General features: G+C 63.2%; 10 protein-coding genes and 1 pseudogene. 6 read left to right on the plus strand and 5 right to left on the minus strand.

All coding sequences use genetic code 11. The features are described 5' to 3' along the window. Positions 1–501: 501 nt before the first annotated feature. Positions 502–1,542: pseudogene (gene ftsZ, locus ACZYOF_RS28910) on the plus strand (cell division protein FtsZ); the annotation flags it as partial. 335 nt (positions 1,543–1,877) lie between these two features. Here ftsZ and ACZYOF_RS28915 read toward each other — a convergent pair. The 4 genes from ACZYOF_RS28915 to ACZYOF_RS28930 form a co-directional block, all read right to left on the minus strand. Then, on the minus strand, positions 1,878–2,429 hold the full coding sequence (locus ACZYOF_RS28915) for a hypothetical protein (protein WP_463717907.1): 552 nt from the start codon (positions 2,427–2,429) through the stop codon (positions 1,878–1,880). A gap of 347 nt (positions 2,430–2,776) precedes the next feature. After that, on the minus strand, positions 2,777–4,972 hold the full coding sequence (locus ACZYOF_RS28920; protein ID WP_463717927.1) for an SLC26A/SulP transporter family protein: 2,196 nt from the start codon (positions 4,970–4,972) through the stop codon (positions 2,777–2,779). Positions 4,973–5,222: 250 nt separating this feature from the next. Next, positions 5,223–6,137, minus strand: coding sequence for a phosphoribosylaminoimidazolesuccinocarboxamide synthase (locus tag ACZYOF_RS28925; protein WP_463717908.1), 915 nt, complete (start codon positions 6,135–6,137; stop codon positions 5,223–5,225). Between the two features lie 64 nt (positions 6,138–6,201). Further along, positions 6,202–7,119, minus strand: a complete 918-nt coding sequence (locus ACZYOF_RS28930; protein ID WP_463717909.1) for a pirin family protein — start codon at positions 7,117–7,119, stop codon at positions 6,202–6,204. Between the two features lie 171 nt (positions 7,120–7,290). On the opposite strand from ACZYOF_RS28930, the gene ACZYOF_RS28935 reads away from it, so the two are divergent. From ACZYOF_RS28935 to ACZYOF_RS28945, 3 genes are read left to right on the plus strand one after another with little or no spacing between them, the layout of a single operon-like run. Further along, positions 7,291–8,652: an MBOAT family O-acyltransferase gene (locus ACZYOF_RS28935; RefSeq protein ID WP_463717910.1), complete on the plus strand. Its 1,362-nt coding sequence runs from the start codon at positions 7,291–7,293 to the stop codon at positions 8,650–8,652. Then, positions 8,582–9,571, plus strand: a complete 990-nt coding sequence (locus ACZYOF_RS28940) for a hypothetical protein (protein WP_463717911.1) — start codon at positions 8,582–8,584, stop codon at positions 9,569–9,571. The genes ACZYOF_RS28935 and ACZYOF_RS28940 overlap by 71 nt, the downstream gene beginning before the upstream one ends. A 12-nt stretch (positions 9,572–9,583) precedes the next feature. Further along, positions 9,584–10,150, plus strand: coding sequence for a GNAT family N-acetyltransferase (locus ACZYOF_RS28945; protein WP_463717912.1), 567 nt, complete (start codon positions 9,584–9,586; stop codon positions 10,148–10,150). Between the two features lie 6 nt (positions 10,151–10,156). On the opposite strand, the gene ACZYOF_RS28950 is transcribed toward ACZYOF_RS28945, so the two are convergent. Beyond that, a complete protein-coding gene (locus tag ACZYOF_RS28950) occupies positions 10,157–11,527 on the minus strand; it encodes an MmgE/PrpD family protein (protein ID WP_463717913.1) in 1,371 nt (456 codons plus the stop codon). Positions 11,528–11,656: 129 nt separating this feature from the next. On the opposite strand from ACZYOF_RS28950, the gene ACZYOF_RS28955 reads away from it, so the two are divergent. Next, the gene (locus ACZYOF_RS28955) at positions 11,657–12,775 is read left to right on the plus strand and encodes an FUSC family protein (RefSeq protein ID WP_463717914.1); all 1,119 of its coding nucleotides are present in this window, start codon (positions 11,657–11,659) and stop codon (positions 12,773–12,775) included. Positions 12,776–13,143: 368 nt separating this feature from the next. Next, complete coding sequence (locus ACZYOF_RS28960) at positions 13,144–13,659, plus strand: RlpA-like double-psi beta-barrel domain-containing protein (RefSeq protein ID WP_463717915.1); 516 nt, start codon at positions 13,144–13,146, stop codon at positions 13,657–13,659. Positions 13,660–13,722 lie beyond the last annotated feature (63 nt).

Here is a 13,722-nt window from a genome sequence, read left to right on the forward strand (position 1 = left end):
TGCCACAATGGCCGGCGGTGGGCGTGCTCTTGGTCGATGCTTGCATCAGACTCTCCGATGGTTCGAGTGTGGAAACCCAAACCTACCGGAAAGGGCGCGCTCACCGCCCCATGGAATCTACGACGCTGAGGTTCGTCATGGCTCAATTCACCCTCAGGCTCATAACCTGAAGGTCCGGTGTCCACTTTTCCGGATCATGCTCTTAACACTCTGTTAACCAACGCAGCCTAGCCTGCAGTCATCGCCCGGTCATCATCAGCCGATTACCGCCCGGTTCGTTCTAGGAGAACAGCCGATGTCCGTTGAGGCGCTGACATATGCCGCTCCAGGTGCCCGCCTGACAGTCTCGCCGGAGGCCGCTCGTTCGCTGGCCAAGCGATGCCAGTTGCCGTGCTCACTTTCGGATGATGGCAGGACCGAAGTGGAAACAGACCGCAGGGCTTGTACATAGCTGATCCGCGCCCTCTCATTCCCGACTTGCCGGAGCAACGTGAGGCAAAAATGACCCATACCATCGATATCAGGGAGATGAAGGCGCGCGTCGCCGTGTTTGGGGTCGGCGGCGCCGGCGGCAATGCCGTCAACAACATGATCGCCGCCGGGCTGAGTGGGGTCGACTTCATCGTTGCCAATACCGACGCGCAGGCACTTGGCATGTCGAGGGCCAAGCGCATCGTCCAGATGGGCAGCCAGGTGACCAAGGGTCTTGGCGCCGGCGCGCAGCCCGAAGTGGGGTGCGCTGCGGCCGAAGAGGCGACCGATGCAATCCGCGATCATTTGACCGGCGCGCACATGGTGTTTGTTACGGCCGGCATGGGTGGCGGTACGGGCACTGGGGCGGCGCCCGTTATAGCCAGGACCGCGCGCGAGCTCGGCATTCTCACTATTGGTGTCGTCACCAAGCCATTCCACTTCGAGGGTCAGCGCCGCATGCGCGTTGCCGAAGCAGGTATTGCCGAACTGTTGAAGGCAGTTGATACGCTGCTGATCATCCCAAACCAGAACCTGTTCCGCGTGGCCAACGAGAGAACCTCATTCGCGGATGCCTTCGCCCTGGCCGATCAAGTGCTTTATTCGGGCGTGGCATGCATCAGCGACCTGATCGTCAAGGAAGGTCTGATCAATCTCGATTTTGCCGACGTTCTCTCGGTCATGCGCGAGAAGGGCAAAGCCATGATGGGCAGGGGCGAGGCTTCCGGCGAGAAGCGCGTGCTCAACGCCGCTGTGGCCGCGATTTCCAATCCATTGATCGAGGACCCCTCGATCAAGCGCGCCAGTGGCCTCATAATCTCGATCTCCGGCGGCAAGGACCTGACGTTGTTCGAGGTCGACGAAGCCGCTACTCGCATTCGCGAACAGGCCGACCCCGACGCCAACATCATCGTCGGCGCCACTTTCGACGAAAGCCTGGAAGGCATCGTCCGCGTCTCGGTGGTGGCGACCGGCATCGATAATCTTGGCCCGGCGCAACGGACGCAACCGGCGGAAAGCGCACTTACCGAACTCGCGGGCAGGCTGCGGAACGACAACCGTCGCGTTGCCAACGGGATCGAGCGTGGCGCACCCGCGCCGCAATCAGAGAGTCCGCTGCTCCGCCCGACGACCCGCCACCCTGAAGGGCGACCGGCAGCGCAGATGTCGGAACATGCGCGCCATGCGGCTCCGCAAGGCGTCGATCCGTACGGCCGCTCCTCTCCCGGGCGGAATTTGATCGAGGAGAACCTTCTCGATATCCCGGCCTTCCTGCGCCGCAAGGCCACCTGAGCACGTGGTAGGAACCAAAGTAATTCTTTCCAAGTGCCGGAAGTAGACGGCTGCAAAAAGTCCGTCACACGAGCATCGAGGGTCTTCTTTGAGGTGCGCAGCGCGCCGATGTTCTACGCGGCTGTGCCGTCCGGGTTCTCTGCTGCTTCTTTTCCAACCTCCTTGCTGCGCGACAGCCATGCTGGAAGACGGAGCAAGCCAAGCAGGCGATCATTACTATCTTTTGGCAGCTCGGTTGGCGCCTCATTGGCCAGGCGCGGGAGATCCAGTGCAGCGTGGCCGACTCTCACCGCATCCGCGCGTCGGTCCAGTTCGCGCAATAAGGGATCGATTACGGCTTCGACTTCGGTCGCGACGGATGATAGAAAATTATTGAACTCGCGAGCTTCGGGTACGACTGCCGCGGCCATCTCGGTCGCCTCGCAGAGCTCGCTGATGACAGGTTTAAACGCTTTGCCGGTTTGCGCGATTCGCTTTTTTATCGCTTCGATTTCGCCCAGAACGTGATTGCGTTCGCGCCGAACTCTTTCCTCAGAAAGGCGGGCCTCGATCTCGACGATCTGAGCCGTCAGTGTCGTGACATCGGATGCTAGTGCGTCGCGTTTTCCGCGTGCGCGATCGAGATCGCGGCTGAGAGTGCCCACTAGATCATTCTCTCCGGACATTTTTTGCTCCGCGTAGGACAGCCGTAACGCGAACCGTCAGCCTGGCAAACGAACGAATGGTAAGATCGGCCGACAAAGGCATCGACTTCGTTCGCGTCGCCGGAGCGGTGAATCCAAATTCCCTCCAAATCATTCGCATTAGGCGACCGTATGGTTAACAAGTGATTAATTTTCAATGTCCGATGCAACGGTGGTCCACCGGAAGAGAGAGCGGAAGCCTCACTTGAGTTGCGTCGAAGCCTAGCGGCGTAGGGTGGGCAAAGGCGCGCATGCGCCGTGCCCACCATCCGCACTCGAGCCAAAATGGTGGGCACGCTGCTTTGCCCACCCTACGGCATCGCGGCTATCTATCGCCGCAGCACTGCAATCGTGCGGTTGGCGAAGCTCAGGCGCTCGGCCATGATCGAGACGAAATAGGTCAGCAGCTTGTGGCTGAGCGCGGGGTCGTCGTCCCTGAGCGCTTCGAACTGATGCGTGTTCAGGACGTAGAGCACGCTTGCGACCTCGGCCTGGATGGTGGCGCTGCGCCGCGATTGCGAGACCAGGCCCATCTCGCCGACCGTGGTGTAGCGGCCGAGGCTGCGCACGCGGGTCGGGCGGCCATCATCGGCCGCGACCATCACGCCGACGCGCCCGTCCAGAATGAAGTGCATGGAATCCACGGCGTCGCCGGCGCGGACGATGGTCTCTCCGGCATCGACCTCGACGCGCTCGCAATAATGCATCAGCGCGCTTGCCTCCCGCTCGGAACCGAGAATCCCGGTGAACCAGTCGCGCAGGCTCGCTTCCTCCTGCTCCAGCCCGCGGTGCTCGGCGATGATCTCGTTCTCGCACCATTCCAGCGCATGATCGAGCTCGGGCTCGATCCTGACCTGGCCGGACATGAAGCCGCTCGAGCGCAAGGACTTTTCGGCTGCTGGCGCCAGATGCACCAGCAGCAGCTTGACGCCGCGCTCATCTGCGCTGCGCTTGATCTGCGCGAAGCTGTAGGCCGCCGATGAATCGATGCCGGTGACGAGCTTGAAGTCGAACACCAGATAGCGGCATTCCGGATGGCGTGCGAGCAGCGCCTTGACGTGCTGGTAGAGGCGGTTGGCCGAGCCGAAGAACAGATAGCTCTGCAGGTTCAGGCCCTGGATCGCGCTGCCATGGACCGCCAGCAGGTCCAGGTCATCGCGCGAGCGATCCAGCGAGCTGCGATATTCCGTGCCGTCAAAACCATATTTGATCGATTCGATCCGCGCGGCGCTGAAGGCAAAGGTGGCGCAGCCGATCACGACGCCGATCAAAACCCCGGCCACGAAGCCCCATTGCAGGATGATGAGGATGATCGCGAGCAGCGACACATATTCGGTCTTCGACAGCCGCCGTCGCGACTCGACGATCCATTTGTGGAGCTGATCGGCGCCGAGATAGATCAACAGGCCGCCGAGCACGAATTTCGGCATGTAGCCCAGCAATTCGGGTGCGACCGCAAGCATCAAGAGCGAGACGACCGCAACCGTGATGCCGGAAAGGCGGCCGGTAGCGCCGCTGTTCAGACTGAGCAGCGAGCGGGTGGTGGAGGTGCAACCGGCGTAGCCGGCCAGGGCGCCGGTCAGGATATTGGCGAGGCCGGCGATATTGAGTTCCCGTTCCAGGTCGGCCTCGCGGTGCGCGGCGACCTCGATGCCGGTGGTGTTGAAGAGGGTGCTGGTTGCCGTCACGAAGACGACGGCGACGAGGTTGCCGAGCAGGTCCGGTACGGCATACCAGGGATAGTCAGCGAAATTCACCGCGCTCCAGGGCAGCATGAATCGGGTCGGAGGCGGCGGCTGAAAGGTCCAGCCCGCGGCCTGCGCCTCGGCGGGCGTAAGGCCGATGATCCAGAATGCGAGATGGCCGATGAGCACGCCGCCGACCAGGATCACCGGCAGTCCGAACGGACTGCGCGAGCGATGCCAGGTCAGGTACAGGATCAGCGCCATGGCGCAGGCGGCCGACAGCTCGGCGATGGTGATGACATTTGCGAACTGAGGTAGCGTCGCAAACTTCAGCTCCACGCCCGTGATGACCCTGACGGCGCCGAGCACGAGCAGGCAGCCGGTGGCGCCGAGAAAGCCGCCGACGACAGGATAAGGCACATAGCGGATGGCGCGGCCCATCCGCGTCACGCCGAAGCCGCACAGCACGATGCCGGTGATGATGGTGGCAAGCCCGAGCGTGATCAGGACCGGCGCCAGCATCGGCGCCGCTGGATTCGTGGCCGCTACGCGCTCGACCAGCGCGGAGGCGAGGATCGCCGTCATCGCCGCGGTGGAACTCTCGGGACCCGCGACCGCAAATGGCAGCGAGCTGCCGAGCGCGATCACCAGCGCCAGCATCGCCGATGAGATGAAGGTGGCGGCGACGCCGTAAGCGAGATAGGGCGACAGCGGTCCGGCGAAGATCAGAAGCGCGTAGGACAGGCCGAAGGTAATCGAGAGCACGCTGGCGGCGCTGCCGCCGATGATATCGCTGAACGCGCGACCAATCCGCGGACCGAGATTGACGTTTCGATGCACCACGCCTTGCATTTGCCCCTGATAGCCGCGTCACTGGTAAACGAGCGCAGCCGGCCGCGACAACAAGATTTTTGTGTCAATGCGTGCATTCGTCGTTCCCGCGGAGGGAACCTATAACTATGGGGCCCAATTGTTGAGTGACGTAGCCCGGGTGAAGCGAAGCGCAATCCGGGGGCGGTCTCGCCTGTGGATCGAGCTGTCCCGGCTTGCGCTTCGCTTCACCCGGGCTACGACGCTCGCAATGACGGGGTCAGATTTTGAGGTCCGAACCCGTCACGCGCCGATAGGCTTCGAGGTAGCGCTTGCTGGTCGCCTCCACCACGCTGGCCGGCAATGGCGGCGCCGGTGCGTCGCCGTTCCAGCGGCCGGCGCGGCGCTCAGTGTCGAGATAGTCGCGCAAGGGTTGCTTGTCGAAGCTCGGCTGCGGCTGGCCCGGCTTGTAGACATCGACCGCCCAGAAGCGCGACGAATCCGGCGTCATCACCTCGTCGATCAGGATGATCCGTCCATCCTGGTCGCGCCCGAATTCGAACTTGGTGTCCGCGATGATGATGCCGCGCTCGCGGCTCACCTTTTCGCCGTAGGCGTAGACCGTGCGCGCCATCCGCTCCAGCGTGTCGGCAACCTCGCCGCCGACGATCTCGCGCACGCGGGCCACCGTGATGTTCTCGTCATGCCCGGTCTCGGCCTTGGTCGCCGGGCTGAAGATCGCGGGCTCCAGCTTGGCGCTTTCGACCAGGCCCGCCGGCAGCTTTTCTCCGGCTAGCGTGCCGTGCGCGGCATATTCCTTCCAGGCCGAGCCGGAGATGTAGCCGCGGATCACGCATTCGATCGGGAAGACGAGGGTGCGCCGGCACAGCATCGCGCGGCCCACGATATCGGCGCGATGGTCTTTCAGAGCGGGGACCTCGCGGATGATCTCGTCGGCATCGGCGCTGATCATGTGATGCGGCACGGTGCTCTCGAGCTGGCGAAACCACCATGCGCTGATCTGGGTCAGCACCGCGCCCTTCATCGGGATGGTCTCGGCCATCACGACGTCGAACGCCGAGATGCGATCGGTGGTCAGCAGCAGCACGCGGTCGTCGCCGACGGCATAGATATCGCGGACCTTGCCGCGGCCGATCTGCGGCAAGGGCAGGTCGCTGGCGCGCATCGCATTCATCTGGTCAGACCTTCAAAGCGGCCGCCCGCGAGATTGCGGGCGCCAAAAGCAACGAGGAGATAGCTCACTCCGGCAGCGGAATGAACTCATGTTCCTGCGGGACTGGCTCGAAACGTCCGGTTTTCCAGTCCTGTTTGGCCTGCTCGATCCGCTCCTTGCTGGAAGAGACGAAATTCCACCAGATATGGCGCGGGCCTTCCAGCGCGTCGCCGCCCAGGAACATCATGCGCGTGGGCTGCAGCGCCTTTACCGTGATGCGGTCGCCGGGCCGGAAGATCAGGAGGCGCGGGCCTTCGTAACGTTCATTGGCGATCTCGACTTCGCCGTCGACGAGATAGATCCCGCGCTCCTCGTGATCGGGGTCGAGCGGCACGCTGGTGCCGGCCTCTGCCGTGACCTCGGTGTAGAACCAGGGCGAGACCATCTCGACCGGCGAGGTGATGCCGAACGATGAGCCCGCGATGACGCGGGCGGTGAAACCGCGTTCGCTGATCATGGGCAGGTCGCCCGCGGCATAATGCTGGAACGAGGGCGAGATCTCCTCCCTGGCCTGAGGCAGCGCGATCCAGCTCTGCAGGCCCAGCATCTTCTGGCCGTCGCGGCGCTGCACATCCGGCGTGCGCTCGGAATGGGCGATGCCGCGGCCCGCGGTCATCAGGTTCATCGCGCCGGGCTGGATCTCCTGGATGTTGCCCTCGCTGTCGCGATGCATGATGCTGCCGTCAAACAGATAGGTCACGGTGGCAAGCCCGATATGCGGGTGCGGCCGCACATCCATGCCCTTGCCGGCGAGAAACTGCACCGGCCCGAAATGGTCGAAGAAGATGAAGGGGCCGACCATCTGCCGCTTGCCATGCGGCAGCGCGCGCCGCACGGCAAATCCGTCGCCGAGATCGCGGGTGCGCGGCACGATGACGAGCTCCAGCGCGTCGCAGGTCTTGGGATCGCCGAGGATCGGATCGTTGGAGGGAAGCCAGCTCATGAGGGGGGACTCCTTATTTCGTGGCCTTAATGATAGCAGGAATTCGCCGCCTGCACGCCATCATCCCGGATGTGCCGCCCGGCGCCGGCGTTTTGCGTCATCGTGGCTTGACTTAGGAATCGCCGATGGGGCATGCCATGGGCTTCAAGGTTCCTGCGAGGCCCCCGGAACATGACTTTCACGTCGTGGCAATTCGGCTTGTTTGCCGCGATCGTATTTGTGGCCTACTACCTCCCGCCGGTCCGGCGGTTCCAGGTCCAGCTCCTGGTGGTCGCGAGCCTGTTCTTCTACGGATACGGCCAGCCTGAGCTGCTGCCGCTGCTCGCGGTCGCGGTCGGCGGGACCTATCTGTTCCTGGCGCTTTCGCTGCACGACCGCCGCTGGCTGCCGGCCGGCATCGTCTTCAACCTCGCGCTGCTCGCCTTCTTCAAATACAAATTCCTGATCCTCGATCCGAAGGCGCCGGTGCTGGTCGACAATGCGGCGATCGACTTCCTCTTGAGGCTGCCGCTGCCGATCGGCATCTCCTTTTTCGTCTTCCACAATATCAGCCTCTTGGTCGACCTCACGCGCAGCAAGGCGCCGCGGCCGCCTCTTGCCGACGTCTTCCTCTACATCATCTTCTTTCCGCAGCTCGTCTCCGGGCCGATCACGCGTGCCGGCATGTTCATGCCGCAAATCCAGCCGAAGCAGCTTGCCGATGTGCCGTTCGTCGAAGCTGCGAAATGGATCATCGCGGGCTTCTTCTTCAAGCTCTATGTGGCCAACAATCTCAACGAGATGACGGCCTATATGGACTTCCCGCTCTACGAGACGCTGCAAACGCAGGACCGCTGGCTGCTCGTTTTCCTTTACGGCTATCAGATCTACGCCGATTTCTTCGGCTATTCGGCGATCGCGATCGGTCTGGGGCTTCTGTTCGGTTACCGCCTGCCGATCAATTTCGATCTGCCCTATACGTCGCTGTCGTTTTCGGAATTCTGGACCCGGTGGCACATTTCCCTGTCGACCTGGCTGCGCACCTATCTCTACATCCCCTTGGGCGGCAACCGGCATGGACGTATCAGGACCTATCTCAATTTGATGATCGTGATGGGGCTCGGCGGCCTCTGGCACGGCGCGGGATTCAGCTATCTGGCGTGGGGGCTGGTGCACGGGTTGTTCCTGGTGATCGAGCGGCCGTTCCTGCATGTGCTGCAGGCAATTGATTCCGTGCCGCTGCGCCTCTTGCGCATGGGCGTGGTGTTCTTCTGCGTCACCATGGCCTGGATCTTCTTCAAGCTGCCGAATTTCGATCATGCGCTCGCCTATCTCACCGGCATGTTCACGCCGACCACCAACCCGAATCCGCCAAAATTGTTCTACAATCTTGCGCTGCTCTACGCGCTTCCGGTCCTGCTGCAGCATATGCGCGTGGCATCGCTGTTCGAGACTGCGCTGATGCGGTGGGAGCCATATGTCTATGGCGCGCTGGTCGCGCTCGCCTATCTGGAGGCGGGGCCGGACAGTGCCTTCATCTATTTCCAGTTCTGATCGCATGGAAAAGCAGCCAAAACCCACCGTCTGGTTGATCAAGAGCGCCGTTGCGGCCGCGCTCCTGCTGCTCGCCTGCGGCATCGCGACCGCGCGGTTCGGACACACGTTGCAATTGCCGGCGACGACGGCGCGCGATGGCGCGCTCGTCATCGTGAATCGCTATGTCGACAATCCCGTTCCGGATATCGTGTTCGTGGGCAGCTCGCTGACCTTCCGGCTCCGGGAGGAATATTTCGAAACGCCGCGCGTGGGGAATCTAGCATTCGCCGGCGGATCGCCCGTCACGGCGCTCGAAATCCTCGCGAGCCAGCGGCAGCTCCCCAAGCTGATCGTCGTCGAGATCAACATCTTGTCCCGTGCACCGGATGCGGAGCTGGTGAAGCGCTTCTCCACCAAGGAAGGGCACGAGGCGCTGTTCTTGCGTCCGATCCGGACCGCCGTTGCTGCCTATGAGAACCGGGTGCATGCCCCCGTCACTCACGCCCAGATCGCGGCCCGGCTGAAAAGCCTGCTCGAGCAGCCGCCCGGCAATTTCGACAACCACGTCTATCTGGAGCGGGCGATCGGAGAGATGGAGTCCGAAGACCCGAGCGCCGCCGCCAAGGTCAATATCGAGATGATCCGCCGGCTGATCGAAGTGCTGGAAAAGCGCGGCGCCCGCGTGCTGCTGATGGAAATGCCCTACGCCGCACCGATCGAGACGTCGCTCTATGTCAGGACCACACGCGAGCTCGTCCATCGCGCGTTTCCGGATCAAAGCCGCTGGCTACCCATCGACGTCGATCGTAACGAACTCAGATGGGACGACGGCGTGCACCTGGACGCGCGGTCGGCGGTGTTGGTCAGCCGCTACCTGGATCAACGCTTCTCCGCTAGATTGAGTGATATCCGAGCATCTTCTCGTTCTGGTCAATAGGGGTCAAAGGCAATGGTCGCTTGGCTCAAATCCGGCGCGGCGCAGGCGCAATTTTACGGCCCCACAATCGAGACGGAGCGGTTGATCCTGCGCTCGTGGAAGGCTTCCGACATCGCGCCCAATACAGCCATGCTGGCCGATCCCGAGACGGCGCGATTTATCACGCCCGACCACAAGGCAGTGACCAACGAAACGACGGGCTGGCGCAATGCGGCGGTCATCGCCGGGCACTGGGCGCTGCATGGTTTCGGCATGTTTGCCGTCGAGGAAAGATCATCCGGCCGGTACGTGGGCCGTGTGGGTCCCTGGTATCCGGCGGGCTGGCCGGGGTTTGAGGTCGGCTGGGGCATCGCCAAGGACTATCGCGGCAAAGGCTATGCGGTCGAGGCGGCGCGCGCGGCCATCGACTGGGTGTTTGCCAATCTTGCGGTCGACCGCATCATTCATTGCATCGATCCGGTCAACGTTGCCTCGCAGGGTGTGGCGCGCCGGCTTGGTGCGAAAATCGACGGCCAGGCCGAGTTGAACGGCGATACCGTCGATATCTGGGTGACCGAGCGCGATCGATGGACGGCTTGAGAGAGCCTATTGCCGGCCCAATTGCGTTGCCTTTTCCACGCGGTCGAAGCGTTCCAGCGAGAGGATCGCGTCGGCGAACTGGTCGGCGCGGCCGTTCAGGACCGGGCGGGCCAGCGTCAGGAATTTCTGCTGCATCGCCTGCGCATCGGGGAACGACGACGGCTCGCCGGAGGGGTCGGCGTTGAGCCGCTCATGCACGCCGTCATCTGTGGTGATGCTGACGCGCGCGCCGAACGGATGGGTGCGGCCGATCTCCAGCCGATCGTCCTGCACCACGTCGAACTTGTCGGCGAGCGCGCCGATCGCTGCATCGCCAAGCCGGTTGTAATCGTCCCAGCCGAAGCGGCCCTGGTCGAGGGCAACAGCGCCGGTGAAGAACATCGAGAACTGGCCGCCGACGATCGAAGTCGGGTGCCGCTTGGTGGCGGCGTCGCCGGTCAGCGTGATGCCGTTGCGGTGCAGGCCGATCTCGACCCGCTTCACCTGGTCCGGCGTCAGATTGTGCTCGCGCCGCATCGCGATCAGCGCATCGATCGCGGCATGAGTGTAGCGGCAGCTCGGATAGGGTTTGACGCCGATCTTCATGGTCTCATAGATGCTGCCGAGACCCGCGATCGCCTTGTCCGGGTGCGCATCGTCGCTGTAGCCGACGAGCAGGCCATGCTTGCCTTCCACCGATTCGACCGAGCCGACGAAATCGTTGCGCGCCAGCGTTGCGGCGATGACGCCGTTCATCGCGGCGGCACCGACCTGGTAGCGCTTGTTCCAGGCGCCGTTGATCAGGAACTGCAACGAGCCCGCGGCCTGGCTGCCGGAAACGCCGAAGGCCGCGATGATCTGCTCCTTCGATAACCCGTACAGTTTCGCAGCAGCCGCCGCCGCGCCATAGGTGCCGGCGGTCGCAGTCGGGTGGAAGCCGCGCGCATAATGCGAGGTGGGATCGAGCGCGTTGCCGAGCCGGCAGCAGACCTCATAGCCCGCGACAACAGCGGTCAGCACGTCGCGGCCGGAGGCACCGACCATCTCGCCGACCGCGAACGCGGCCGGCACCACGGGCGCGCTCGGATGCAGCGAGGAATCCGCATGCGTGTCGTCGAAGTCGAGGGAATGGCCGAGCGCGCCGTTGAGCAGCGCCGCGACCGCCGGCGTCCAGGTCTTGCCGTCGCCGAACACGGTGGCTTCGCCCTTGCCGTCCAGCGCCAGCGCTTCCAGCATCTTCAAAAGCGAGGGCGTGGATTCGGCTTCGCGCAGCGCCCGGATCGTGCTGCCGAGGAAGTCCAGCGTCAGCACTTTGGCGCGCTGCAATACTTCCGGTGGTATATCTGCAAAATTCAGGTTAGCGACATAGGCGGCGAGCGTTGCGGTTTCGTTGGCCATCGTGTTTCCTCGTTTCGCCTGGCACGGTAGGCGGGCCGGTTTCACGTTTCAAGCCGCCTTCACGCCGCGGGCATCAGCCATGCCGAACATCAGTCACAGGATCGTCGTGAGCATCAGAGATTCGGTCGCATGACAGCCACCGCGAAACATGTGCTCGGCTGGATTCGCAGCCGGAAGGGGCAATTGGCGCTGGCAGTCAGGGTTACGGTGGCGGCCGCGATCGCCTATGCGGTCGCCGTGGCGCTGCACCTGCTGCTGCCGCTCTGGGCGGTGCTGACCTCGCTGATCGTGACGCAGATGAGTGTCGGCCGGTCGCTGAAGGCGACCCGCGACTACATGCTCGGCACCATCGGCGGCGCGATCTATGGCGGCGCCATCGCGGTGCTGATCCCGTATTCCGGGGAGAGCGGCCTGCTGGGCTTGCTGGTGCTGGCGGTTGCGCCTTTGGCCTTCATCGCCGCCATCAATCCCAGCCTCAGCGCGGCCACTGTGACGGCCGTGATCGTGCTGCTGGTTCCGACCTTGCATCACGCCGATCCGCTGGCATCCGCCATCGACCGCGTCAGCGAGGTCGCCGTCGGCGCCATTACAGGACTTCTGGTGTCGTTCCTGGTGTTGCCGTCGCGCGCGGTGAGCCAGATCCGCGTCAACGCCGCGCGCCTGCTGGAATTGATCGCGGCCGCCTTCACTGAACTGCTCGCCGGCCTGACGCGCGGGCGCGACAATGACGCCCTACACCGCATCCAGGACGGCATCGGCACCGCGCTGGAAGGGTTGAATGCGACCGGCGCGGAGGCCGAGCGCGAGCGCTCCGCGCATCTATCGTCCGGTCCGGACACCGGGCCGCTGCTGCGGACCATTTTGCGACTGCGCCACGATGTGGTGATGATCGGCCGCGCCACGGTGGTACCGCTGCCGGCGAATGTGCAGGCACGGCTTGCAGCGCCCCTGTCCGACGTCAGCAAGGCGATCACGCTCTATCTGCGCTCGGCAGCCGCAGCGCTGCGCATGGGCGCGGGCGCGCCGCCGATCGCGCCTGTTCATGCCGCCTTGCAGCGCTATGCGAACGAAGTCGCCGCCGTTCGCAGCGAGGGCCTGATCCGCGGCCAGCCCGTCGGCACTGCGGAGTGCTTCTTCGCGCTGGGATTCTCGCTGGAGCAGATGCGGCAGAACCTGCTCGACCTCGATCGCGTCGTGGGTGAGTGGTCGGAGACGTCGGCGGCGGCGAGGGAGCCGGCCGAAGATTAGGGCGTGTACTCATAAAGGCGTGGATGTCGGCTTCTGACGGCCAAGCTGAAATCTTACAATCAGTCGGAACATTACTGCTCGTGACCTCAACCGGACATTATCTCCATCTCCGGGCGCGTTTATTGCTCCTACTCACGCGCTGTCAAAGAAGCTCTATTCAGTCATGTTGCTGACGCAATCTCTGTCTTAGTCGGTGAGAATTAAAAACACTGTGTGAGGACCGCCCAGGTTCCCACAAACGGTTCCATCGCCAGCATCGGCACGAATCCGCAAAAAATTGGCACGAGTCCGTTAACGCCTCCGCGTTCGCTTGACCATGCTTTGCGGCATCGGGAACCTAACGATCGAAGAAAATCAATCAAGGAGTCATGATGCTCTTCCGCTCGAGCGCCGCAATTTGCGGCGCCGCAGTTGCACTTGTCATTTCCGTTACCGTTGCTCGCAGTGAAATCGGCGCGGTTCATTCAAGCGCCGTCGTCGATGCCGCTTCTGGAGATGCGATCGTTGGCGCAGCATCCATGTACAACCCGTTCCGGCCCGGATGGCGGGAGGGTGGCCCGAACACAGCCTCCGGCGAGCGCTATGATCCCTCTGTCTGGGCGGCGGCCATCAAGACGAGTTTGCGTGAGAAATTCGGTGGGGTCCAATATGGCGCGAGGCCGAAGTACGCTCTCGTTGAGGCTGTAGGCAAGAAGGTCATCGTCAAGATAAATGACGTGGGGCCACTGACGCCTGGCCGTATCATTGACCTGAATGAGCGGACGATGCGCCACTTCGATCCAAGCCTGCAGCTCGGGGTCATTAATGACGTAACAGTCAGGCCGCTCTCAGGGGACGATTGGATCCCCGGACCGGTCGATGGCCTCCTCGCCGCTGATTCTTGAGACCTCTGCGCGCCCTGATCTCCGGCGGGGTCACAAGTACACGCCCGAGCGCGCGATGCGGTT

The sequence above is a fragment of the Bradyrhizobium sp. LeoA1Lang genome (assembly GCF_055413685.1).

Bases quoted from the DNA above. Each gene is read 5' to 3' on its own strand.
- ACZYOF_RS28915 (WP_463717907.1), bottom strand. From the start codon at position 2,429: ATGTCCGGAGAGAATGATCTAGTGGGCACTCTCAGCCGCGATCTCGAT.
- ACZYOF_RS28935 (WP_463717910.1), top strand. From the start codon at position 7,291: ATGACTTTCACGTCGTGGCAATTCGGCTTGTTTGCCGCGATCGTATTT.
- ACZYOF_RS28955 (WP_463717914.1), top strand. From the start codon at position 11,657: ATGACAGCCACCGCGAAACATGTGCTCGGCTGGATTCGCAGCCGGAAG.
- ACZYOF_RS28925 (WP_463717908.1), bottom strand. From the start codon at position 6,137: ATGAATGCGATGCGCGCCAGCGACCTGCCCTTGCCGCAGATCGGCCGC.
- ACZYOF_RS28945 (WP_463717912.1), top strand. From the start codon at position 9,584: ATGGTCGCTTGGCTCAAATCCGGCGCGGCGCAGGCGCAATTTTACGGC.
- ACZYOF_RS28950 (WP_463717913.1), bottom strand. From the start codon at position 11,527: ATGGCCAACGAAACCGCAACGCTCGCCGCCTATGTCGCTAACCTGAAT.
- ACZYOF_RS28930 (WP_463717909.1), bottom strand. From the start codon at position 7,119: ATGAGCTGGCTTCCCTCCAACGATCCGATCCTCGGCGATCCCAAGACC.
- ACZYOF_RS28960 (WP_463717915.1), top strand. From the start codon at position 13,144: ATGATGCTCTTCCGCTCGAGCGCCGCAATTTGCGGCGCCGCAGTTGCA.
- ACZYOF_RS28940 (WP_463717911.1), top strand. From the start codon at position 8,582: ATGGCGCGCTGGTCGCGCTCGCCTATCTGGAGGCGGGGCCGGACAGTG.